The 23869-nt window shown below is 62.4% G+C and carries 20 protein-coding genes; 18 read left to right on the forward strand and 2 right to left on the reverse strand.

Annotated features, from left to right (window positions below; translation table 11 throughout):
• Positions 1-129 precede the first annotated feature (129 nt).
• The 15 genes from truA to PP263_RS01905 all read left to right on the forward strand — a co-directional run bounded on the left by truA (position 130) and on the right by PP263_RS01905 (position 16896).
• Positions 130-1023 carry a tRNA pseudouridine(38-40) synthase TruA gene (gene truA, locus PP263_RS01835; RefSeq protein ID WP_308366672.1) on the forward strand — a complete coding sequence of 298 codons (894 nt, stop codon included), beginning with the start codon at positions 130-132 and terminating at the stop codon, positions 1021-1023.
• Positions 1024-1161: 138 nt separating this feature from the next.
• A complete protein-coding gene (locus PP263_RS01840) occupies positions 1162-1773 on the forward strand; it encodes a phosphoribosylanthranilate isomerase (RefSeq protein ID WP_308366673.1) in 612 nt (203 codons plus the stop codon).
• Positions 1774-1820: 47 nt separating this feature from the next.
• Positions 1821-3038, forward strand: coding sequence for a tryptophan synthase subunit beta (gene trpB / locus PP263_RS01845; protein WP_183456005.1), 1218 nt, complete (start codon positions 1821-1823; stop codon positions 3036-3038).
• 9 nt (positions 3039-3047) lie between these two features.
• Positions 3048-3887, forward strand: a complete 840-nt coding sequence (trpA, locus tag PP263_RS01850; protein WP_374693688.1) for a tryptophan synthase subunit alpha — start codon at positions 3048-3050, stop codon at positions 3885-3887.
• A gap of 166 nt (positions 3888-4053) precedes the next feature.
• Positions 4054-4908 carry an acetyl-CoA carboxylase, carboxyltransferase subunit beta gene (accD, locus tag PP263_RS01855; RefSeq protein ID WP_308366675.1) on the forward strand — a complete coding sequence of 285 codons (855 nt, stop codon included), beginning with the start codon at positions 4054-4056 and terminating at the stop codon, positions 4906-4908.
• A 114-nt stretch (positions 4909-5022) separates the two neighbouring features.
• Complete coding sequence (gene folC, locus PP263_RS01860) at positions 5023-6279, forward strand: bifunctional tetrahydrofolate synthase/dihydrofolate synthase (protein WP_308366676.1); 1257 nt, start codon at positions 5023-5025, stop codon at positions 6277-6279.
• Positions 6260-6901, forward strand: coding sequence for an SPOR domain-containing protein (locus PP263_RS01865; RefSeq protein ID WP_308366677.1), 642 nt, complete (start codon positions 6260-6262; stop codon positions 6899-6901). The genes folC and PP263_RS01865 overlap by 20 nt, the downstream gene beginning before the upstream one ends.
• 109 nt (positions 6902-7010) lie before the next feature.
• Complete coding sequence (locus PP263_RS01870; RefSeq protein WP_308366678.1) at positions 7011-7505, forward strand: CvpA family protein; 495 nt, start codon at positions 7011-7013, stop codon at positions 7503-7505.
• 23 nt (positions 7506-7528) lie between these two features.
• Positions 7529-9016 (forward strand): amidophosphoribosyltransferase, encoded by a 1488-nt coding sequence (gene purF / locus PP263_RS01875; RefSeq protein WP_308366679.1) that lies wholly within the window; start codon positions 7529-7531, stop codon positions 9014-9016.
• Positions 9017-9219: 203 nt separating this feature from the next.
• Entirely contained in the window at positions 9220-10401 is a 1182-nt protein-coding gene (locus PP263_RS01880) for an O-succinylhomoserine sulfhydrylase (RefSeq protein WP_308366680.1), read from the forward strand.
• A 312-nt stretch (positions 10402-10713) separates the two neighbouring features.
• Complete coding sequence (locus PP263_RS01885; RefSeq protein WP_308366681.1) at positions 10714-11625, forward strand: AAA family ATPase; 912 nt, start codon at positions 10714-10716, stop codon at positions 11623-11625.
• A 58-nt stretch (positions 11626-11683) separates the two neighbouring features.
• Positions 11684-12616 (forward strand): DUF58 domain-containing protein, encoded by a 933-nt coding sequence (locus PP263_RS01890; RefSeq protein WP_308366682.1) that lies wholly within the window; start codon positions 11684-11686, stop codon positions 12614-12616.
• The gene (locus tag PP263_RS01895; protein ID WP_308366683.1) at positions 12616-14670 is read left to right on the forward strand and encodes a DUF3488 and transglutaminase-like domain-containing protein; all 2055 of its coding nucleotides are present in this window, start codon (positions 12616-12618) and stop codon (positions 14668-14670) included. Before PP263_RS01890 ends, PP263_RS01895 begins: the two co-directional genes overlap by 1 nt.
• A gap of 96 nt (positions 14671-14766) precedes the next feature.
• Positions 14767-15990 carry an MFS transporter gene (locus tag PP263_RS01900; RefSeq protein ID WP_308366684.1) on the forward strand — a complete coding sequence of 408 codons (1224 nt, stop codon included), beginning with the start codon at positions 14767-14769 and terminating at the stop codon, positions 15988-15990.
• 27 nt (positions 15991-16017) lie between these two features.
• Positions 16018-16896, forward strand: coding sequence for a DUF1080 domain-containing protein (locus PP263_RS01905; RefSeq protein ID WP_308366685.1), 879 nt, complete (start codon positions 16018-16020; stop codon positions 16894-16896).
• Positions 16897-16956: 60 nt separating this feature from the next.
• On the opposite strand, the gene PP263_RS01910 is transcribed toward PP263_RS01905, so the two are convergent.
• Positions 16957-17862: a LysR substrate-binding domain-containing protein gene (locus PP263_RS01910; protein ID WP_308366686.1), complete on the reverse strand. Its 906-nt coding sequence runs from the start codon at positions 17860-17862 to the stop codon at positions 16957-16959.
• Positions 17863-17960: 98 nt separating this feature from the next.
• Between PP263_RS01910 and PP263_RS01915 the strand changes: the two genes are divergently transcribed.
• Complete coding sequence (locus PP263_RS01915) at positions 17961-18122, forward strand: hypothetical protein (protein ID WP_308366687.1); 162 nt, start codon at positions 17961-17963, stop codon at positions 18120-18122.
• Positions 18123-18281: 159 nt separating this feature from the next.
• Positions 18282-19529 (forward strand): MFS transporter, encoded by a 1248-nt coding sequence (locus PP263_RS01920; RefSeq protein WP_308366688.1) that lies wholly within the window; start codon positions 18282-18284, stop codon positions 19527-19529.
• Here PP263_RS01920 and PP263_RS01925 read toward each other — a convergent pair whose 3' ends face one another.
• Positions 19530-21074: a sigma 54-interacting transcriptional regulator gene (locus tag PP263_RS01925; protein ID WP_308366689.1), complete on the reverse strand. Its 1545-nt coding sequence runs from the start codon at positions 21072-21074 to the stop codon at positions 19530-19532.
• A gap of 291 nt (positions 21075-21365) precedes the next feature.
• On the opposite strand from PP263_RS01925, the gene PP263_RS01930 reads away from it, so the two are divergent.
• Entirely contained in the window at positions 21366-23852 is a 2487-nt protein-coding gene (locus tag PP263_RS01930; protein ID WP_308366690.1) for a protein kinase, read from the forward strand.
• Positions 23853-23869: the final 17 nt, after the last annotated feature.

Raw genomic sequence — 23869 nt, forward strand, 5'->3', positions numbered from 1 at the left:
CGCTTCCCGCCCCAAAAACCTCGCACTGGCTGCGGGGTTTTTTTATTTTGGGAGATGGGATTCAGACCCGCTGCCCGCTACCGGTTGTAGGAGCGGCCGTTGGCCGCGATCAGAGGTGGAACAAACGCAATGCAGCGTGATTATATCTACAAACCCAACGGCGAAGTCCCCCCCGGCGAACAACTGCCCGCGGGCCTTCGCCGCCTTGCGCTGGGCGTCGAGTACTGCGGGGCGCGCCTGCACGGTTTCCAGAAGCAGGCATCCGCCGCAGAGACGGTGCAGGCCCACCTGGAGCAGGCACTGTCCAGCATCGCCAATGAGCCCGTGACCCTGGTATGCGCCGGCCGCACCGACGCCGGCGTACACGCCACCAACCAGGTGATTCACTTCGACACCCGCGCAGTGCGGCCGCAGCGCGCCTGGGTGCAGGGCGTCAACACCCGCTTGCCGGATTCAGTGCGGGTGCGCTGGGCGCGGGAGGTGCCGGCGCAATTCCACGCGCGCTTCTCCGCCCGCGCGCGCAGCTACCGCTACCTGATCCACAGCGCGCCCACCCGCTCGGCCCAGGCCGCTGCGGAGGTGACTTGGACCCAGCACCCGCTGGATATTGAGGCCATGCGCAAAGGTGCCGCCCACCTGTTGGGGCGGCACGATTTCACCAGCTTCCGCGCCAGCCAATGCCAGTCGAAAAGCCCGGTGCGCGACCTCACCCGCCTGGATATCGCCCGCGTCGGCCAGCTGATCGTATTGGAGGTGAGCGCCAACGCCTTTCTCCACCATATGGTGCGCAATATCACCGGCGTGCTGATGGCGGTGGGTCGCGGCGAGAGAAAGCCGGAGTGGGTGAAGGCAGTCCTGGAGTCCCGCGACCGCACCGCCGGCGGCGTCACCGCGCCGCCGTTCGGGCTCTATCTGGTGGATGTGCAGTACCCACGGGAGTTCAACCTGCCCGAATCGGAACCGGGACCGCTGCTGGTGCCCCTGCCCCTCGGCGGGCTGGGTGCGGAAACGCCACTTTTGTAGGAGCGGCCGTTGGCCGCGACCTGGATCGCGAGTATCCCAAAACCCGATCACAGGCGGCAGTCGTCCCCATAACAACTTTGCCCATCCCGCGGGAACTGCTAGTATCGCGGGCTCCTTTAATTTTGAACGGCCGGTCGAATGCGCGTAAAAATCTGCGGCATTACCACTATCGATGATGCGCGGATCGCAGTGGATGCCGGTGCCGATGCCCTTGGCCTGGTGTTTTACTCGGCCAGTCCTCGCTGTATCGACGGTGAACGGGCGGCGGCTGTCGCCGCGGGGGTATCGCCCTTCGTCACCCTCACAGGTTTGTTTGTGAATGCCACGGCGGCGGAGGTTGAACAGGTGTTGGCGCAGGTGCCGCTCAACCTGCTGCAGTTCCACGGCGATGAGAGCGCCGAGTATTGCGAGCAGTTCCGGCGCCCCTATATCAAGGCGCTGCGCATGAAAGACGGCCTGGATGTACTCGCGGCCATGGCGGCGCACCCGAAAGCGCGGGGATTTCTGCTCGACGCCTACCGCCCCGGGGTGCCCGGCGGCACCGGTGAAACCTTCGACTGGCAGCGGGTGCCCCAAGACAGCGGGCGCGAAGTCATACTCGCCGGCGGCCTGACCCCGGACAATGTGGCCGCGGCCATCGCCGCGGCGCGGCCGCAGGCGGTGGATGTCAGCGGCGGCGTGGAGGCGACGCCGGGGCGCAAGGACCATAACAAGGTCAGGGAATTTGTTCAGGCGGCCAAAGGCCGGTGATGAGTGGTTGGTGGTTAGTGATCAGTGGGAAACGGAGTCTTTAAAAAGTGAGTGATTCAGACGTGGTGGATTTTTCTGCTTATCCGGATGCCGGCGGGCACTTCGGTCCATATGGCGGCCGTTTTGTGTCGGAGACGCTGATCAGCGCGCTGGATGAGTTGCAGGCGATGTATTCGAGCCTGAAAGACGATCCGGAATTCCAGGCCGCCTTCGACTACGATCTCGCCCACTACGTGGGCCGCCCCTCGCCGCTGTACCTGGCCGAGCGGCTGACGGCGCAGGCCGGCGGCGCGCGCATCTGGCTCAAGCGCGAGGACCTGAATCACACCGGCGCGCACAAGGTAAACAACACCGTGGGCCAGGCGCTGCTGGCCAAGCGCAGCGGCAAGAGCCGCGTGATCGCCGAGACCGGTGCCGGCCAGCACGGCGTCGCCACCGCCACCGTGGCCGCGCGCCTGGGATTGAAATGCGCGGTGTACATGGGCGCGGAGGACGTCAAGCGCCAATCCCCCAATGTCTACCGCATGAAATTGCTCGGTGCGGAAGTGATTCCAGTGGAATCCGGCTCCAAGACCCTGAAGGATGCCATGAACGAGGCCATGCGCGACTGGGTCACCAACGTGGATGACACCTTCTACATTATCGGCACCGTTGCCGGCCCCCACCCCTATCCGCAACTGGTACGGGATTTCAACTCGGTGATCGGCCGTGAGGCGCGCCGCCAGAGCCTGGAGGAATTCGGTCGTCTGCCGGACGCCCTGGTAGCCTGTGTGGGCGGCGGCTCCAACGCCATCGGCCTGTTCCACCCCTTCCTGAATGACAGTGAAGTGAAAATGTACGGCGTGGAAGCGGGCGGCGAGGGCCTGGCCACCGGCCGTCACGCGGCGCCGCTGAACGAGGGCGTGCCGGGCATACTGCACGGCAACCGCACTTACCTGATGGAGGATGAAGACGGCCAGATTATCGAGACCCACTCGGTTTCCGCGGGCCTCGACTACCCGGGGGTGGGCCCGGAGCACGCCTGGCTGAAGGATATCGGCCGCGTGGAATACGTAACCGCGGACGACAGCGAGGCCCTGGACGCCTTCCGCAAACTCACCCGCACCGAGGGCATCCTGCCGGCGCTGGAGTCCAGCCACGCGGTGGCCTACGCGCTGAAGCTGGCCGCCACCATGACGCCGGAACAGAACATCGTGGTCAACCTGTCCGGCCGCGGCGACAAGGATATTTTTACCGTAGCCGCCATCGACGGCATCAAAGTGTAGGAGCGGGCCATGCCCGCGATCGGCTTTAGGAATGATTTCGTGATAACAGAAAACCGCATCGACCGCCGTTTTGCCCAACTGCGCGCCGAGGGCCGCAAGGCGCTGGTGACCTATATCGTCGCCGGCGACGGCGGCCTGGAAAATACCGTGCCGATGATGCACCAGTTGGTGGAGGCCGGTTCCGACCTGATCGAGCTGGGTGTGCCTTTCTCCGATCCCATGGCCGAGGGGCCGGTGATCCAAAAGGGCCACGAGCGGGCCCTCGAGCACAAGTCATCCCTGCGCAAGTGCCTGGAGCTGGTGAAGGAATTCCGCCGCGAGGACGGGGAGACCCCGGTAATCCTGATGGGTTACGCCAACCCCATTGAAAAAATGGGCGCGGAGCAGTTCGCCGATGCGGCCCGGGATGCCGGTGTGGACGGCGCGCTCACCGTGGACCTGCCGGCGGAAGAGGCGGGGCCATTGAATCAGCTGCTGGGCGAGCGCGGCCTGCGCAATATTTTCCTGCTCACGCCGACCACCAGCGAAGAGCGCATCGGAGCGATTACCCGGCTGGCCAGCGGCTTTGTCTACTATGTTTCCCTGAAGGGAGTCACCGGCGCCGGGCACCTGGACCTGGATTCGGTGCGGGACAACCTGGCGCGCATCCGCCGCCACACCGACTTGCCGCTGTGCGTGGGTTTCGGTATCAAGGACGGCGCCTCCGCCCGCGCGGTGAGTGAACCTGGCGACGGTGCGGTTGTGGGCAGCGTACTGGTATCCATCATCGGCGAGGCACGGGATGCCGCCGAGGCCAAAGGCAAAATCACATCGCTGGTCGGCGAAATGCGCGCGGCACTGGATGCGTAACCCGGTGCGCATGGCGCACCTACCTGAATGGCGGAGTGGCCAGAAAGCCCGGTGCTGCGACTGATCTGGCCAAGTCTGCCGTTTCGCTTAGTGTTTTAATTCTCAGCCTGAAAAATACCGGCTGGTAGAATAGCGCCGGCCTGGAAAAAAACCATCGGAAGACGAGATGAGCTGGTTAGAAAAAATTGTCCCCGCAGTAATCCGCACCGAGCGCCGCAAGGGCGCCAGCAAGGTTCCGGAGGGCGTGTGGAAAAAGTGCGTCAAGTGCGACGCCATGCTCTACCGCCCGGAGCTGGAGCGCAATCTGGATGTGTGCCCCAAGTGCGACCACCACTTCCGTATCGGCGCCCGCCGCCGCCTGGATATGTTCCTCGACGAAGAGGAGCGCGAGGAGCTGGCCACCGACGTGGTGCCGGTGGACCGCCTGAAATTCAAGGACGTAAAAAAATACAAGGACCGCCTCACCCAGGCGCAGAAGGCGACCGGGGAAAAGGACGCATTGATTGCCATGCGAGGCACCCTGAAGGGCAAACCCCTGGTGGCGGTGGCCTTCGAGTTCGCGTTTCACGGTGGTTCCATGGGCTATGTGGTGGGTGAGCGCTTCACCCGTGCGGCCCAGCGCGCGCTGGATGAGGGTATCCCACTGGTGTGCTTTTCCGCTACCGGCGGCGCGCGCATGCAGGAGGCGCTGATCTCACTGATGCAGATGGCCAAGACCTCCGCGGTGCTGGAGAAGCTGAAAATGGCCGGTGTGCCCTATATCTCCATCATGACCGACCCGGTCTACGGCGGCGTGTCCGCCTCCCTGGCCCTGCTGGGAGACATCAACGCCGCCGAGCCCGGCGCCCGCGCCGGTTTTGCCGGCCCCAATATCATCGAGCAGACCATCCGCCAGAAGCTGCCCAAGGGATTCCAGCGCAGCGAGTTCCTGCTGGAGCACGGCGCCATCGATATGATCATTCCCCGCGCGGAGATGCGCAGAACGGTTGCGCGGTTGCTGGGCAAGCTGACCGCTGCGTAAATAACCCTGTAGGAGCGGCCCATGGCCGCGATCGTTTTATGCTGCGAAGCGAGATCGATCGCGGCCATGGGCGGATGGCCGCCCCGCCGCTCCTACAAATCTCTGTTCTGATCTATGTCCTCACTGCAAGATTGGCTTTCCCGCCTCGAGCGGCTGCACCCCACGGAAATCGAACTTGGCCTGGACCGCGTGGCCCGGGTGGCGCGCGCGCTGGATGTGCAGAAACCGGCTCCCAAAGTCATCACTGTCGCCGGCACCAACGGCAAGGGTTCCTGTATCGCCGCCATGGAGGCGCTGCTGCGCGCCGGCGGCCATTCGGTGGGGGCCTACAGTTCCCCCCATCTGCTGCGTTTCAACGAACGGGTGCGTATCGACGGCATTGAGGTGGAAGATGTCGAACTGGTGCGCGCTTTCGAAGCGGTGGAAGCCGTGCGGGGCGAAGTCAGCCTCACCTATTTCGAATACACCACCCTGGCGGCGCTGTGGCTGTTCCGGGAAGCCGGTGTGGAGTTCGCACTGCTGGAGGTGGGCCTCGGCGGGCGCCTGGATGCGGTCAACCTGGTGGATGCGGATATCGCGGTGATCACCAGCATAGCGGTGGATCACGAAGACTGGCTGGGCAGCGACCGGGAGGTCATCGGCCGGGAGAAGGCCGGCATTCTGCGCCCGGGGGCCCCCTTTGTCTGCGCCGATCCGGAGCCGCCGCTGTCGGTCGCCTCGGCGGCCGGGGGGCTGGGCTGCCCCAGCTATTTTATCGGCCGCGACTTCCTGGTCGGCGGCACCGACTACCGTTTTGGCGAGTTCGAGCTCGAACTGCCGCCCACCGGCCTGCCGCGCCCCAGTATCGCCGCCGCCGTCACCGCGCTGGCGGTGCTCGACGCGCTGCCGGAGGATGCCGAAGGGGCGCTGGCGCCGCTCGAGCTGGCGGGGCGCTGCCAGCAGATCCACTGGAGGGGCCGTTCGCTGCTGCTGGATGTGGGACACAACCCGGCGGCCGCGGAGTACCTGGCGCGCCGGCTTGACGGCAACCCCATTGCCGGCGAGACCCGGGCACTGGTGGCGGTCATGGCCGACAAGGACCTGCCGGGGCTGTTCGCGCCCCTGGTCGAAAAGGTCGATACCTGGTATCCGTCGCTGCTGCCGGGCAACGAGCGCGCGGCCGGCTGCCCCGCGCTGATCGCCGGGCTGCGCAGCGCCGGCGTGGCGGAAGGCCGTATCCGCGCCGACTGCGCGCCGGTCCGAGAGGCCCTGGAGCGGGCCCTGGGTGAGATCGGTGTCAAAGACAGGTTGCTTGTCTTCGGTTCCTTCTTTACTGTTGCGGAAGTTTTACAGTGCATACGAGAAGGCGGCGATGGCGAGCCGGGACTTTGATCTCGCAAAACACGGCCCGGTAAGGCGGGCCCGGCTGAACGATGGCTTCAAGCAGCGCATCGTGGGCGCGCTGGTGCTCGCCGCGCTGGCGGTGATCTTCCTGCCGACCCTGTTCGACCGCGAGGGCGCCCGCTATATCGACGCCACCAGCCAGATCCCGCCGGCGCCGGATATCCAGCCCATCGAGATCGCCGAGCCCCGGCCGGTGACAGATGTGGCCCCGGCTCCCGCACCGGAAGAGGCCTTTCAGCCGGAATTGGTGGAACAGCCTTCCAAACCTCCTGCCTCGCCGGAGGAAGATGTTGCGCAAAAGCCTGCTGCGGAAAGCGAAAAACCGGCGGTGCAAAAAGACGATCCACCCATTCTCGACGCCCGCGGCCTGCCGGTCGCCTGGGTAGTGCAGGTGGCCTCCTACAGCGATGAAGCCCGCGCGGAACGACTCCGCACGCGTCTGATGGGCGAGGGCTACAAGGCCTATACCCGCGGAGTGACCACCGACAAAGGCCGCTTTGTACGGGTTTTTGTAGGCCCGAAAGTCAGCGAGGCGGATGCCCGGGGGGCCAAGCGCGAGCTGGACCAGTTGCTCGGCGCGCAGACTCTGGTACTGCGTTTCAAGCCCTGATGCGCAATGCATATCCTTCCGCGATTCCCTTTCCTGATCCCTGTTCACTGACCATCGATCACTGTAAAATGCGCGCTCTTCGCGGCAGCCGCCGAGGCGGGTAGGTTGAATGAATTGGGCTGACTGGACCATCCTGGCGATCGTGGCCATTTCCACGCTGATCGGTCTCAGTCGGGGTTTTGTGCGCGAAACCCTTTCCCTGCTCACCTGGGTGGCGGCCTTCGTGGTGGCGATGATGTTCCGCGACGAACTGGCCCCGCTGCTCTCCCGCCTGGTGGACACCCCCTCGCTGCAGGCGATTGCCGCCTTCGCCATCCTGTTTATCTTTACCCTGCTCGCCGGCGCCGGTCTCAATATGACCCTGTCTGCCTTTGTAGAGGCCACCGGGCTGTCCGGTACCGACCGGGTGCTGGGGATGGTGTTCGGACTGCTGCGCGGCGGCATTGTCGTGCTGACGGTGCTGATAGTGGCCCCGGCTCTGGTGCCGGTGGAGGAGGACGGCTGGTGGCGGGAGTCGGTGCTGATTCCCCACTTCCTGGAGTTCGAGGATCGGGCGCGGGAGGCGGCCGCTGCGCTCAAGGAATTCTTTGTAAATCTTTTTTGACTGTTTTCACTGGGGCAAAAACTATGTGTGGTATTGTCGGTATTGTCGGTAAGAGTGACGTCAATCTGCAGCTGTACGACGCGCTCACCCTGCTGCAACACCGCGGACAGGACGCCGCCGGCATCGTCACCTGCGATGGTGACCGACTCTGCCAGCAGAAAGCCAACGGCCTGGTGCGCGACGTGTTCCGCGCGCGGCATATGCAGAGGCTCACTGGCAACTTCGGCATCGGCCATGTGCGATATCCCACCGCCGGCAGTTCCGGCCCCGCCCTTGCCCAGCCCTTCTACGTCAACTCCCCCTACGGCATCGCCATGGGTCACAACGGCAACCTCACCAACATGCGCGAAGTGGTGGAAGAAATCTTCCAGCAGGACCTGCGCCATATCAACACCGATTCCGATTCCGAAGTGCTGCTGAATGTGTTCGCCCACGAACTGCACAAGCTGGGCAAACTGCAGCCTGATGCGGGAGATATCTTTACCGCGATGAAAGCGGTACACAAACGGGTGCGCGGCGGCTACGCCTGCGTAGCGCTGATCGTCGGCTACGGCATCGTCGCCTTCCGCGATCCCCACGGCATACGCCCGCTGGTGTACGGCAAGCGCGAGACCGACAAGGGCACCGAGTATATGGTGGCCTCGGAATCCGTGGCCCTGGACGTGCTGGGCTACACCCTGGTGCGCGACGTGGCGCCGGGCGAGGCCATCTATATCGAACTGGACGGTACGGTGCACGCAGAGCAGTGTGCGGAAAATCCCTCCCTCAACCCATGTATTTTCGAACACGTGTACTTCGCACGGCCGGACTCCATTATGGACGGCGTGTCGGTGCACAAGGCGCGCCTGCGCCAGGGCGAACACCTGGCGGAAAAGATCCTGCGCGAGCGCCCGGATCACGATATCGACGTGGTGATTCCCATCCCCGACTCCGCGCGCATCGCCGGGCAGACGGTGGCCCACAACCTCGGGGTGAAATTCCGCGAGGGCATGGTGAAGAATCGCTATATCGGCCGCACCTTTATCATGCCGGGGCAGAAACAGCGCAAGAAGTCCGTGCGTCAGAAACTGAATCCCATCGCGCTGGAATTCCGCGGCAAGAACGTGCTGCTGGTGGACGATTCCATCGTGCGCGGCACCACCTGTAAACAGATTATCCAGATGGCGCGGGAGGCGGGCGCCGCCAAGGTGTATTTCGCCACCGCGGCGCCGGCGGTGAAATATCCCAACGTCTACGGCATCGACATGCCCTCCGCCAGCGAACTGGTGGCCCATGATCGCACCACCGAGGAAATCTGTAAGGAGATCGGTGCCGACTGGCTGATCTACCAGGACCTGGAAGACCTGGTGGTCAGCTCCGCCGAAGGCAACAGCGAGATCGAGCAGTTCGACTGCTCGGTATTCGACGGCAACTACATCACCGGCGACGTGGACGAAGAGTACCTGGAGCAACTGCACGCCGAGCGCAACGACGCGGCGAAAAACAACAAGGGCAGCCACAGCGCGCTGTAGCCGGGACAAATTTGCCGGGAGCAAATTTGGGCAGCTTCTCAAGCCGGCCGGAGGCGGAGGCAAATGGATGTGCCGAGTCACCGCCGAGCCCCAGCTCGGCTTGCGGGCCTAAGGCCCGCTCAGGTGAGCCATTCTCCGCCATATCGGTTAACATAACCGCCTCCGCAAAAAGCATCTCTCTTTAAAAAAAACCGGGACGGTTTATGTTCGAAGACGAAGGCTATTCACTGGATACCCTGGCAGTGCGCGCCGGGCAGAGCCGCTCTCCCGAGGGCGAGCACTCCGAGGCCCTCTACCTCACCTCCAGTTACGTATTCCCCTCCGCCGCAGAAGCCGCGGCGCGTTTTACCGGTGAGTCCACCGGCAACGTCTATTCCCGCTACACCAATCCCACGGTGCGCATGTTCGAACAGCGTATCGCCGCGCTCGAAGGCGGCGAGGCGGCGGTGGCCACCTCCAGCGGCATGGCCGCAATCCTCAGCCTGTGCATGGCGCTGCTCAAATCCGGCGACAAGGTGATCTGTTCGCGCAGTGTCTTCGGCACCACCACCGCGCTGTTCACCCGCTATATGGAAAAGTTCGGCGTGCGCGTGGCCTTCGTGGACCTCACCGACATGCATTCCTGGCAGGGCGCCCTCGATGGCGACACCAAGCTGTTGTTTATGGAGACGCCCTCCAACCCGCTGTGCGAAGTGGCGGATATCCGCCAGCTGGCGGATCTGGCTCACAGCGCCGGCGCGCTGCTGGTGGTGGACAACTGCTTCTGCACGCCGGCATTGCAGCGCCCGCTGGAACTGGGCGCGGATATCGTGGTGCATTCCGCCACCAAATACCTGGACGGCCAGGGACGCTGCGTAGGCGGCGTAGCCGTGGGCAGCAAAGAAATCATGGACGAACTGGTGATCTTCCTGCGCACCGCCGGCCCCAGCATGAGCCCCTTCAACGCCTGGGTGTTCCTCAAAGGCCTGGAAACCCTGAACCTGCGCATGCAGGCCCACTGCCGCAACGCGCTGGCGCTGGCCTGGTGGTTGGACGAGCAGGCCGCGGTGGAAAAGGTGAACTACGCCGGCCTGCCCAAGCATCCAGGCCACCTCCTGGCGGCCAAGCAGCAGTCCGCATTCGGCGGTGTGTTCAGCTTCACCGTACGCGGCGGCCGCGAGGAGGCGTGGAAAGTGATCGACAACTGCAGGATCTTCTCCTGCACCGCGAACCTGGGTGACGCCAAAAGCACCATCGTACACCCTGCCACCACCACCCACGGCCGCCTCAGCGAGGAGGATAAAGCTCGCGCCGGTATCACCGAAAACCTGATCCGCGTCTCCGTGGGCCTGGAAGATATAGGGGATCTGCAGCGGGACCTGAAGCGGGGGCTGGCGCAGCTGTAACTGGCGCTGTTTGTGACGGCGATGGCAGAGTCCTTGCGCCAAACACCTATGATTAACTATTGGCACTGTCGCTTCAGTTGCGACTGTGCCCTCCTACAACGACAACACGATGCGAAGGCCCTGATGCCGGGGGCTTTTTGCCAGACCTTCTGCGGCCATGGATGGCCGTGGAGAGCGTACAGGGACGTATTTAAGGGGGGCGCCCAGCCCGTGTCTGGCAAAAAGCCCCCGGCAGCGGGGCCGCCACGGAGTCAGAACAGGGCCAATTACCCGGAAACTCCGAACAAAAAACCGAGCAGTAATGGATTCGCCGTGCAAAAACTGATTTCCCATATCGTCGCCGATATCGGCAGGGTGCTGCTGGGCAAGGAGCACCAGGTCAAGCTGGCGCTCGCCTGCCTGTTGTCCCGCGGACACCTGCTGATCGAGGACCTGCCCGGCATGGGCAAGACCACTTTGGCCCACGCCCTGGCGCAGGTATTGGGGCTGTCCTACAAGCGGGTGCAGTTCACCAGCGACATGCTCCCGGCGGATATTCTCGGCGTGTCCATCTTCGAGCGGGACTCCGGCCAGTTCCGCTTCCACGAGGGCCCGGTGTTCAGCCAACTGCTGCTGGCGGACGAGATCAACCGCTCGTCCCCCAAGACCCAGAGCGCGCTGCTGGAAGCCATGGAAGAGCGCCAGGTGAGCGTCGACGGCGAGACGCGCCCGCTGCCGGAACCCTTCTTCGTGATCGCGACGCAAAACCCGCTGCACCAGTCGGGCACCTTCGCGCTGCCGGAATCCCAACTGGACCGCTTCCTGATGCGCATCGGCCTGGGCTACCCCACCCGCGAGGCGGAGCGGGCGCTGTTCAACGGTGTCGACCCGCGGGCGCAGTTGCGCCAACTGCAACCGCGGATCGACGGCGCCACGCTGCAGAAAATGCAGCGCCTAGTGGGCCAGGTGAAGGCCTCCGAAAGCCTGCTGGACTATGTCGAACGCCTGGTGCAGCACACCCGCCAGAGCCCCGAATGCGCCGTCGGCCTGTCCCCCCGCGGCGCCCTGGCGCTGTTGCATGCGGCCCGCGCCTGGGCGCTGATCCACGGCCGCGGCCACCTGCTGCCGGAGGACGTGCAGGCGGTGCTGCCGGCGGTGGCCGGGCACCGGCTGCACAGTGAGAGCGGCGATAGTACTCATCTGGTGGAGCGCCTGATGCACCAGGTCGATATCATCGCGGCCTGATTCCATGGCCGCCCCGAATAGCACAGATCGTTCGCCCGCCGGCCACTGGCGCGACATCATGGAACGCTGGCTGAGCCGCCGCGCCCCCGCTGCGCGCAGCGTCGGCCTGGACCACGGCAAACTGTTCATCCTCCCCACCCGCGCCGGCATGGCCTTCCTGCTGGTGATCGCGCTGCTGTGGCTGCTGGCCACCAACTACGAAAACAACCTGGTGTTCGCCCTCACTTTCCTCCTGGTCAGTCTGTTCGCGGTGCTGCCGGTACACACCTTCGCCAACCTGTCCGGCGTGCAGTTGCAATTATTGGAAGCGCGCCCCGCCTTTGCCGGCGACTACGCCGAGGCCCGGATCGAGGTCGGCCGCGAGGGGCGGCGGTCCCGGGAGCGGATACGGATTTTCTGGCCGTCGGAAGAGGGCGCTGAACTGGACCTGTGTGAACAGAGCCGCGCCGAGGTGCAGGTGGCGCTGCCGGTGATCAAACGCGGGCGGCAGCGCGCGCCGCGCCTGCGGGTGGAGAGCCGCTTTCCGCTGGGATTGTTCCGCTGCTGGAGCCCGGTGGACCTGGATATCGAATTCCTGGTCTACCCCCGCCCGAAATCCGCCGGCCCCCTGCCGGTGGGCGCCACCGTGGGGGAAGGGGAGTCCGAGCAGAAGCTGCGCGGCGGCGACGACTTCGCCGGCCTCAAACCCTACCGGCCGGGGGACTCCCTGCGTCACCTGGCCTGGAAACAATACGCCGGGGGGCGCGACCTCTACAGCAAGGAGTACGAAAGCGGCGCCGATGCGCGCCTGTGGCTCGACTGGGACCTGCTCGCCGGGCGCGACGTGGAAACCCGGCTGAGCAACCTGTGCCACTGGGCGCTGCAGGCGGAGCGGGAACAGACGCCCTACGGCCTGCGCCTGCCGGGCAGCGAGATAGCCCCGGCGCTGGGCAACCCGCATCTGCAGCGGGTGCTGGGCGCGCTGGCGCTGTTTCCGGTGCAGGGGGCCTGATGTCACAGAGCAGGGAAATGCTGCCTCGGGAGAGCCTGCTGTGGATCTTCGCCGCCCAGTTCGCCGCGCTGCTGCCGCAATTTGCGCTCCTGCCGCTGTGGATCGTCTGCGCCTGGGCCTTCGCGGTCTACTGGCGTCTGGAGGTCTACCGCGGCCGCCGCGACCTGCCCGGGCGCACCGTCAAGTTGCTGGCGGTGGCCCTGGCGGTGGGCGGCCTGGCGCTTTCCTATCGGCGCTGGTTTGCGCTGGAACCGATGGTGGCGCTGCTGGCGGTGTCCTTCACACTGAAGAACCTGGAACTGGTCAGCCGCCGCGACGCCTTTCTCAGCCTGCTGCTGGCCTATTTCGTCGCCGCCACCCTGTTCGTGTTCGAGCAGACCATCCCCCACGCCTTCTACGGAGCGGTCTGCGTGGTGCTGATCACCGCCGCGCTGGCGGCCCAGCAGGGCAGCTCCAGCGCCCGCCCCCGCCGCGCCCTGGGGCTATCCCTGCGCCTGCTGGCCCAGGCGGTGCCGCTGATGCTGCTGCTGTTTATCGTAATGCCGCGCCTGGGCCCGCTGTGGGCGGTGCCGCAAAACACCGGTGGCGCCAGCACCGGCATCAGCGATTCCATGAGCCCGGGGGATTTCGCGCAACTGTCCAAGTCCGACAAGCCGGCCCTGCGCATCGCCTTTGACGGCCCGGTGCCGCCGCCGGAGCAGCGCTACTGGCGCGGACTGGTCTATTCGGATTTCGACGGCCGGCGCTGGAGCCAGGGTTTCGGTGTGGATCCCCGGGAGGGCGGCCGGGTCAGCTGGGGGCCGCCGCAACAGCCGCTGCCGGCGGTGGGTCCGCGCTACCGCTACCGGGTGATCCAGGAGCCCACCAACAACCGCTGGCTGTTCGCCATGGCGCGGCCGCACTCGGATACCGATGGCGTGGGGGAAACCTCCGATGACCGCCTGCTGAAGAAAGCGCCGGTGTACAACCGCTTTGCCTACGAGGTGCGCACCTGGCCGCGGGAGACTCTCGGTGCTGTTCCCGAGTTGAGCGACTTCGAGCGCAGCCGCAACCTGCAACTGCCCGGGGGAGGCAATCCGCGGACCCGCGCCTGGGCGCAGGAACTGCGCGCGAAAAATCCCGATACCGAGGAGATCTCCCGGTGGATTCTGCAGTTTTACAATCGGAGCTTTGTTTACACCCTCAAGCCGCCGGCCCTGGGGGCGGATTCCGTGGACGAATTCCTGTTCGAAAGCCAGCAGGGCTTTTGCGAACACTTTGCCGGCAGCTATGTGTTCGCGATGCGCGCCGCCGGCGTGCCGGCGCGGGTGGTGGCGGGCTACCAGGGTGGCGAGTGGGTGGCACAGGAGGAGTACCTGCTGGTGCGCGAATACGACGCCCACGCCTGGGCGGAGATCTGGATTCCCGGGCGGGGCTGGCAGCGGGTTGACCCCACTGCGGCGGTTTCCCCGGAGCGTATTCGCGACGGCCTGCGCAGTGCCGCCGCGGAGGAGTTTATGCAGGACTCGCTGCTGCCTCTGCACCGCATCTCCGTGCTCAACCGGCTGCGCCTGCAGTGGGATATGATCAACTACCGCTGGTATCAGTCGGTGGTCAGTTTCGATAGCGACAGGCAGCGGGGTCTGTTGCAGCGGATTCTGGGGGAGGTGTCCCCACTGCGTATCGCTCTGTTTATCGCCGTGCCGCTGGGCGCGGCGCTGCTGTGCGTATTGTCCTGGCTCTGGTGGAGCGGCCGCAGCCGGCGCCTGCCGCCGGCCAGCCGGCTGTACCGCAAATTCTGCCGGCGCATGGCCCGCGCCGGTATCGAACGCCGCCCCGGTGAGGCGCCGCGGGATTTCGCGCGCCGCGTGCGCGCGGAGAAGCCGCATCTGGGGCCCATGGCCGAGCGCATCACCGCAGCCTTCGAGAAAGCGGCCTACTGCGAAGACCAGGAGGCGGAAAAACAACTACGCCGGCTGTTGCGGCAATGGCGGGTGGTGAGTCGTCATTCCGGCGGAGGCCGGAATCCAGGTGCCACCAGACTGGATACCGGTACCGGATCGAGTCCGGCATGACGTTCCTGCGCCGGTATGACGAGTAAATAGAGTTTATTCGAAACAAGTATCTACAATTGCCACCCCTTGCTTTCCATTAACCGCTAACCACTCGATATGCCCGCAAGACTGCAAAAATTTCTTCTCGGCTACAGCGGCACCTCCCTGGCCACCGGCCTGCAGGTCATACTGTTGCCCTGGATTGCGCTGGCAGTGGTGGGGCTGCCGGCGTTGCAACTGGGCTGGGTCCAGGCATCGGTGCTGCTGCCGAACCTTGTATTTTTGCTGTTCGGCGGCGCTCTCGCGGACAGGCGCGATTCCGCCGCGGTGGCGGCCCTGGCCTGCGTCGGCCTGGCCCTGTGCCATGCCGGACTGCTGCTGTATTTTTCCCAGCGCCTGCCCGATTTGCTCGTATTGTTGTTCTACGGCGTCTGTCTCGGTGTCTGCACCGCGTTCCTGCAACCGGCTCGGGACAACTTGGTGCAGCGCACTGCCCGGGATAGAAAGGGCCACACCACCGAGAGCCGCGTGCAGAAAACCGTGACCTGGATGATGCTGGCACAATACGGCGGACAGGCGGTGGGCATGTTGCTGGCGAGCCGCTTCGACCAATGGGGACCGCAGTTGCTGCTTTCCGTGCAGGTGGCGGTGCTGGCCATTGCCGCTGTTTTCCTGTTCTCCCTGCGCGAGAAAACTCCCCGGGTGCCTTCGAGGGAAAAACTGCCGCTGACATTGATTATTGATGGGCTGTCGCAGGCCTGGCGCCGGCCGGCACTGCGTGAACTGATCGCGCTGATGGCCTTCAATGGCTTCGTGCATATCGGCGTGTTCCTGGTGGTGCTGCCGCTGCTGGCGGCACAATATAGTGGCGCTGGCGGCCGCGGCGCCAGCTACTATGCGACCCTGCAACTGGCGTTTGTCGCCGGCACTGTCGCCGCCACCGTCACCCTGCTGCGCCGGGGCCAGGGGGCACAGCCCGGGCGGGGCATCCTGATGTGCCTGCTGTACAGCGCGGCGCTATTGGTGGCGATCAGTTTCGGGCCCACGCCGCTGGGGCTGATGTTGTTGTGCGCCTGCTGGGGCGCGGTGGCCGCCGCTTCCGCGGCATTGGGGCGCGGCATAGTGCAGCTGCTGGCGCCGGACCAGTATCGCAGCCGGATTATTTCCATCTACCAATTGGCGCTGTTCGGCTCCGCAGCCCTGGGCGCCCTGGCCGCCGGCGCGCTCAGCGAATACGCTGCGCCGCTCACTACGCTGCTGTGGGCGGGGATTCTGAGCCTGTTGGCTTTTGTACTGGTATTATGGAGCGGCGCGTTGCGCGCAGTGCAAATCCAAAACTGAAATAATTTCTTGAAGACGATAGAAATAATGAGAACCCCTCTCCGCGCCATATTGTTACTGATCGCCTGTCATGGTCTGCCGACGTATGCCGCTGACTCGTCGTGGCACAATCTGCTCGACAAGGATTTCAGCCAGTGGGACGTGTACCTGAGCTACCCGGGCGATGTGATCAACGGTGTCGTGACCGGCACTGCGCCGAAATCGCTCAAGCCCATCGGTCTCAACAAGGACGAAAGACGGGTGTTCTCGGTCATCGATGATGACGGCACACTGGTGTTGCGTATCAGCGGCGAGATCTACGGCAGCTCTGCCACCAAACAGGAGTTTTCCAACTACCATTTTCGCGCCAGGTTCAAATGGGGCGACAGGAAGTGGGAGCCGCGTCTTACCGAGCTCAAGGACTCCGGCGTGCTCTACCACAGTACGGGCGAGTTCGGCGTCGACTATTGGCATTCGTGGATGCAGTCGCAGGAATTCCAGATCATCGAGGAAGGCATCGGTGACTACTGGACCATCGGAAACGCGCAGATCGACATCTCGGCAGCCAAACCAGCCGGCAGCGATTTGTATAGCTACAAAAAGGGCGCGCCCTGGCTCACCTTCGCCGCCAATGGCGAGCAGTTCGGCGCGGTCGCCAATCACTGCCGCCGCGGTGAGGACGTCGAGATCAAGGGCGACTGGAACCAGATCGAACTGATCTGTTACGAAGACCGCTGCGTGCACATTGCCAACGGCAAGGTCGTCATGGCATTGAAGAATTCACGCCACGTGGTAAACGGCAAGGTCGAGCCTCTGACCGGAGGCAAACTGCAGATTCAGAGCGAAGCCGCGGAAGTGTTCTACAAGGACATCGAGATCCGCCCCATCAAGGCGATGCCGCAGCAATACGAGACCTATTTCCAGTAGCTGACGGGGCGTTTGTCAGAAGCCGCAGCAGTTGCAGGCGGAGTGCTGACAGGACGCCTTTCAGCCGATATCGTCGGACTCCCGCACCAGTTTGAACAACCAGTCCCTGAACACCTGTATCCGCTCGACCCGCGGCGAGGATTCGTCGTACAGGAAGCTGTAGCGGATACCGTTTTCAATACGGTGGGGGAAGGGCTTGACCAGGGTGCCGGCGTCGATCAGCTGTTTCGACAGGGTGAGGGAGCCCAGGAAGAGCCCGTGCCCGGAAAGCACCGCGCTCAGCGCCATGTCCAGGTTGTTGACCTGCAGCCACTTGATCTCGTGGGGAGGGAAATCCAGCCTCGCCAGTTTCAGCCAGGCCGGCCAGTCGAGCCCGGGGCGGTAGTTGGCGTCCACCAGCCAGCACTCCCTGAGATTCTGCGGGTCGGACAGGTCCACATGCTCCAGAAGGCGGGGTGAGCAGAGGGCGACCAGGGGATCTTCGAACAGCATCGCCCGATGCAGCCCCGGGTGTTCGGAGAAGCCGAAGCGGATCGCTACGTCCATGTCCCCGTGCTTCAGGTCCTCCACTTCGGCGGACACCATCACCCGCACATTGATCTCCGGATGCTGCTGGCGGAATTTCCACAGGTTGGGCATCAGCAGCATGGTGCCCAGGGATTGGGTGGTGGTGACATTCAGGGTGCCCGCCACCGGCTCGGTCTGGATCTGGTGGACGCCGTCGACAATGGCCTGGAACCCTTTCGTCAGTTGTGCCGCGAGCTGCCTGCCCTTGGCGGTGGGGACCATGCCGCGGCCGCGGCGGATAAACAGCTTTACCCCGAGCACTTCCTCTACCTGGCGGATCTGCTGGCTGACCGCCGCCTGGGAAACATGCAGTTCGTCCGCGGCCCGGGTGTAGCTCTGGTGTCGCGCCGCGGCCTCGACACAGCGCAGCGCGCCCAGTTGGGATAGTATTTTTGTCATAAGTTTTTCTTATGATTTATTCAAGAATGGATCGTTGGTCTGCCGCGGGTTCCGGCGGCAGAATAACTCCCGGATTCAACAGCCAGGGAGAGACAGCCATGTCAGCCAGTCGTTATGTTAGCAACGAAAATTGTTGTGCCGCAAAGAAAACCAGCGCCGCCGGAGAAGCTGCACCCGTTCGCGTGGCGGATCGCCTGGAGAGGTTGCTGGGGGATACCGCGCGGCGCCTGGGACTGGAGGCCATGTCCCGAATCAAATAACCTGAAATTATGCCACTTCGCCGCGCCTCCCCGGCGCGGCCCCCTTCCGGCGACCGAAGGGTTAGAATGTCTGCCTGATTCCCCTACCTCGCGCTTTCGTCGCCCCGGTGCAGGCCGGAACCCAGGGGGCCATTGCACTGGATACCGGCTTGCACTGGTATGACGAAGTATCTACAGCTGTTCGAGAAGAGTTCACCAATGAGTACCCTGCACAACTGGCGCCGTCCGGAAATCATGTTGTTGTTGCTGGCGGCGGCCATGCCGCTTTCCTTCGGTGTCTGGCAGGCGTTGCTCAACAATTTCGTGATCGAGCGGGCCGCCTTTACCGGCGCCGAGATCGGCCTGCTGCAGAGCGTGCGGGAGATTCCGGGTTTTCTGGCTTTCACCGTTATCTTCGTGCTGTTGCTGGTGCGCGAGCAGCGGCTGGCCTTCCTGGCGTTGATCGCCACCGGCCTGGGAGTGGCGCTCACCGGCTGGTTCCCGACCACCGCGGGCCTGCTGCTGACCACGCTGCTGATGTCTACGGGATTCCATTACTACGAAGCGCTGAAGACCTCACTGGCGCTGCAGTGGCTGCCGAAGGAGACTTCGGCCATCTGGCTCGGGCGCATGGTGGCCGCCGGCTCCCTGGCCTCGCTGGTCGCCTATGGCCTGGTATGGCTGACTTCGGATCTGCTGCAGTTGGAGTACCACTGGATCTATCTGCTGGGCGGAAGCGTTACTGTGGGGATGGTGGTGGCGGTCTGGCTGCTGTTTCCGGAGTTTCCCCAGCCGCATAACCAGCACAAGAAACTGATCCTGCGCAGGCGCTATTGGCTCTATTACGCACTCACTTTCATGAGCGGCGCGCGCCGGCAGATATTCGTGGTCTTTGCCGGTTTCCTGATGGTGGAGAAATTCGGCTACAGCGTGGGCGAGATCGCTACGCTGTTTATCCTCAACCACCTGCTCAATCTCTTCGTGGCTCCCCGCATCGGCAAATTGATCGTGCGCTTCGGCGAGCGCAACGCGCTCACCATCGAATATATCGGCCTGATCCTGGTGTTCGGCAGCTACGCCCTGGTGCAGAGCGCGGAAGTGGCCGCAGCCTTGTATATCGTCGACCACTTGTTTTTCTCCATGGCCATTGCCATCAAGTCCTATTTCCAGAAGATCGTCGACGAGCGGGATATCGCCGCCTCAGCTGCGGTGAGCTTTACCATAAACCATATCGCCGCGGTGGTGATTCCAGTGCTGTTCGGATTAATGTGGCTGGTATCGCCGGCGGCGGTGTTCTGGTGCGGTGCGGGAATGGCCGCGGTCTCCCTGCTGCTGGCGCAGAACATTCCCGGATTGCCCGGGAAGGGCAATGAGGCGCGGTTGGGTCGGATTTCTACCAGTGGAGAAGCCGGCGTCGAACCCGCCTGATCATGCCCGCTCCGGTTCGAGAGTGCTGACGCGGCGTTTCAGGGCCTCCCGGGGAGTCTTGAGCTGTGTCGCCCAGGCATCCAGGTCCGGGCCCTGTTCCATAACCCGGTAAATTTCCTCCTCGGGGATTTTCTCCACGGCCCGCACTTCAGGGCTCTGTTTCAGCAGGGCGTACATGGAGGTCCGCGAGACGCCGAGGGACTTGGCCGCGGGCATTACCCGCCAGCCGTTGTCGTTCAGCGCCCTCAGCAGCTCGGATTCCGAGACGGTGGCCGGGTCCCGGTAGCGGATGCGGTTCGTTGCGGGAGCCGTGTCGGCTTCCTCCTTTCGCGGGTCGATGTGCAGCTGCTCCGCCAGCTCGTCATCCCAGCAAATGGTTCCGTCGGGCTTGGCATGGATGGCCAGGCGGGTGACGAAGTTTCTGAGTTCGCGCACATTGCCGGGCCAGGGCTGCATGGCCAGGGTGCACACCAAGTCGGCGGGAAGGTGGATCGGGTGACCGAGTTCGGCCTCCGCCTCGGTGACAAAGCCCGCCAGCAATTCCCCGAAATCCTCACGCCGCTGGCGCAGAGGGGGAAGCTGAATGCACACCGCTTCCAGGCGGCGCCGCAGGGGCTGGTTGAAGGGCCGTTCCACGTCGGCTTCCAGGGGACGGTCGGTGGCGGCGATAAAGCGTACGTCCACACTGCGCTCGCGGCTGTCCCCCAGTGGCCGCAGGCAGCCGTCCTCCAAAACCCGTAGCAACATCACTTGCACCGAGAGGCTGGCGTCGCCGATTTCATCCATAAACAGGGTGGAGCCGTCCGCTTCGCAAATCAGGCCCGGCCGGCTGGTGCGGGCGCCGGTATAGGCCCCCTGGCGCACACCGAAGAGTTCGGCGGCGGCGAGCTCGCCGCCCAGTGTGGCCATATTCACGGAGACCATCGGCCGTTCGCTCCGCCCGCTGAGGTGGTGAATGGCCCGGGCGACCAGTTCCTTACCGGTTCCGCTCTCCCCCCGTATCAGTACACTGGTATTTGCATGCGCCGCCCGGCGGATCTGCTGCCGCACCCGGCCCATACGGTGGCCGCTGCCGATCAAATCCAGGCGGGTCGGGCAGTGTTCGCGCTGTGGTGGCGCCCTGTGCAGGCAGAGTGCCACCCGGCGCCCAAGACAGATGGCAATGCCGTCCTCGAGCGATTGTTCATTCACTGTGAGGGGGCTTTCAATCTGTTCTGCGCCGACCTGCACCGGCATGGTGGTGGGGGGCGGTTGAATCGAGATTCCCTCCGCCAGCTGTTTCAGCAGCAGGGGGTTGCGGGATATACGGCGGTCGCCCAGGGAGAATTCGGAGCCGTCCCCCAGCAGGAACAGCGGCGCCCAGCGGGACAGTTCGAATTCACCGGCGCGATTCCATAGCACGGGAGTGCTGGCGCCGATGCAGCGGCGATCCGGATGCCAGAGAATGGTAAGTGTGGGAAGGAGTAGTTCGCCTTCGAACTGGAATCGGCGGGAGGCACTCAGGGTGTCTTCCGATGTGTCTGTTTCCCGGTCGCCGATGGGCATAGCACAGCACTCCTCCTGAGAACTGGTTCCGGTCGATTATGATATAGTCGCCGCCGCGTTCCAAGTTGCATCCCGAACAATAATCAAAGGTAGTGTCCTGTCTCATATTAAATGGTGATTTCAGAGCCCCTCAAATTGTTCACAGTTAGGCGCAGCTCGCAGGGAATGGTCATTCCATTTTCAAGAGCTGCAACGCAGCTGTGGACGATTTGGGGGGCTCCCTTCGGGCGGCCCGCTGAAATTACCATTTAATATGAGACAGGACACTGGAACAATGCCCGGGGGAGTGTGTTGGATCCGACAAGCATTGCCGGTTACCGGGTCGTCGAGAGGATCGGCCGCGGGGGTATGGGCGTGGTTTACCGCGCTCGCGACAGCGTGCTCGACCGCGATGTGGCCCTCAAATATGTCGATTCGGCCGGCGCCCCGGAAGGGCGCGTCGAGCGGTTGATTCGCGAGGCGAAAATTGCCTCCTCCCTGCAGCATCCAGGTATCGTCACCATCTACGGCTTTGTCAGCGAAGGGCCTTGTATTGCCATGGAGTATATTCGTGGCGATACGCTTTCGGCCCACCTTTTGCCAGATGGAATGGCCCTGGATAAGGCCGTGCGCCTGGGGCTGCAAATTGCTGAAGCGCTTCACTATGCCCACCAGTCGGGAGTGATTCACGCGGATCTCAAACCCTCGAATATCATGATTGACCTGACCGGTCGAGCCAAAGTCCTGGATTTTGGTCTGGCACATTGGCGGCTGTTCGAAGAATTGCAGACCATTTCCGACAGCGGAGAACATCTGCAGCAGCTGGCCGGCACCATTCCCTATATGTCGCCGGAAGTGGTAATGGGGCGGGCGCTCGATTGTCGCAGCGATATTTTCTCCCTCGGCTGTGTGTTGTTTGAAATGCTCACCGGGCTGCGCCCCTTTTCCGCTGATAATCCCGCGGCCACTCTCAATAGTCTGCTTAACCGCATGCCCAGAGGTATCGAAATCCTACGCCAGAAAGTGCCGGCGACCTTGGCTGACCTGGTTCTGCGGATGTTGGAAAAAGACCCCAACCGCCGTCTCTCGACACTCGGTGATGCGATAGTCGTACTGCGAGATCTTTGCGACGGTGTCGATGTGCCCAAGCCCAGGATAAAACGTCGATTTTTTTTCGTGCCTGTAATTCGACGCTGGTTGCCTGTGATTTTTACTGTATTTCTGGGGTTGTTGATGTATTTAGTCTCTGAGCCCAGTATCTCAGAGAGACAGCTGCGCGTCTTCCTGGCGCAGCCGGAGTCCTATCAAAAGGGAGATGGGACGCCGCTGGATGCAGTAATTTGGAGCAGTGTTGTTAACGGGCTGCACTTGCTTGGATCTGTGCAGCCTATTCTCTATCACCAACCGCCGGCAGATAAGTCTAATCTGACGCAGTTGGCGAAGCTATCAGGCTCCGATGAATGGATTCATATCCGGTTTCAGCCAGAGAATCCGCTTGGCAATGTGCAGCTGCAGAGAATTCGCACTAATGATGGGGCTCTTCTCGATCAGGTACAGTTTTTCGTGTCTACAGGCGATGTGAGTCGCAGTGCGCAGGCTATATCTTCACAGATTTTAGCACTATATCGTAATTCTGATATATCAAAAGTTGGCGACTATCTCTCCATTTCTAGTAATACATACAGCCACTTTGCAGGAATATACGCGAATCTATATAAAGGTGTCGGAGATCGAAAAAAAATATTTGAGGATCTATACAGGCTTGTTTCTGGTTCATCAATTTTCCCGGCCGCAGAGATATTGCTTGTGGATTTGTCTCATGATTTATTTACTGATACTGATAATGAATATTATTTGGATATTTGTGATGAAGTGTTGAGTAGGCTTCGCCTCTACTATCCGAATTCAACGGTTATTTTGCAGAGAGAAATTACTTTGTCTATAGACAGGGATGATGTGGAGGGCGCCGAGCAATTGCTATATAGATTAAGTAAGTTGTCACCGGGGGATCCCATGATATTCATGGCTAAATCTCGTCTGGCTGAGAAGCGTGGAGATTTGGCTGAAGCTAGTCAGCTTGTTAATAGAGCTATTTCTATGGCTCCGCCGCCCTGGAGCTTAAGGTATCGCGCAGTAATATTGGCTATCCGAAGCGGAGATATAGAGGTGGCCAGGTTTAATATTTTCGAGATTTTGAAAATAACTCCCGATAATACTCTTGTTCTGGGTCAGTCCGGACTTGTGGAATTGCTTTATGGTGATGTTGGTCGTGCAATAGAAATCTACGAGCGACTGCTGGAGAGAAAAAAACATCGCAGTTATTTTGTTAATCTTGGTTTGGCCCTGATGCTCAAAGGTGAGTATTATGAGGCCAGGGAGCATTTTATGCATGCATTGGAGCTCCAGCCCGGGCATCGCGTGACTATGCTGAATCTGGCCGATGCTGAAATGGCGCTAGGTAATAAAAAGAGAGCTCTTGAATTATACCAAAAAATTTTGATGATCCAGAGTGGGATGGAAGGAAATGCTTACCGTCAGATGGTAGATGCTCAATGTCTAGCCCACTTGGGAAAATACGGTGCAGCTATTGAAATTACATTGAGTGCATTAGCAAAATCTTCCGGAGAGCCTGAAATCGCATTTCAGGCTGCATTAGTATATGCACTTTCCGGAGATAACGAGTCCGCACTGGTCAACGCGCGTGCAGCAATACGTGGCGGAATGGATAGGCGCTGGTTCAAGCTTCCGATTTTTTCAGCTACACCTTTCATGAAAGAAAAATATTGGCTTTTTGAGTAAGATTTCAGCGTCAAGGT

The organism is Microbulbifer sp. TB1203 (assembly GCF_030997045.1).
GTDB lineage: Bacteria > Pseudomonadota > Gammaproteobacteria > Pseudomonadales > Cellvibrionaceae > Microbulbifer.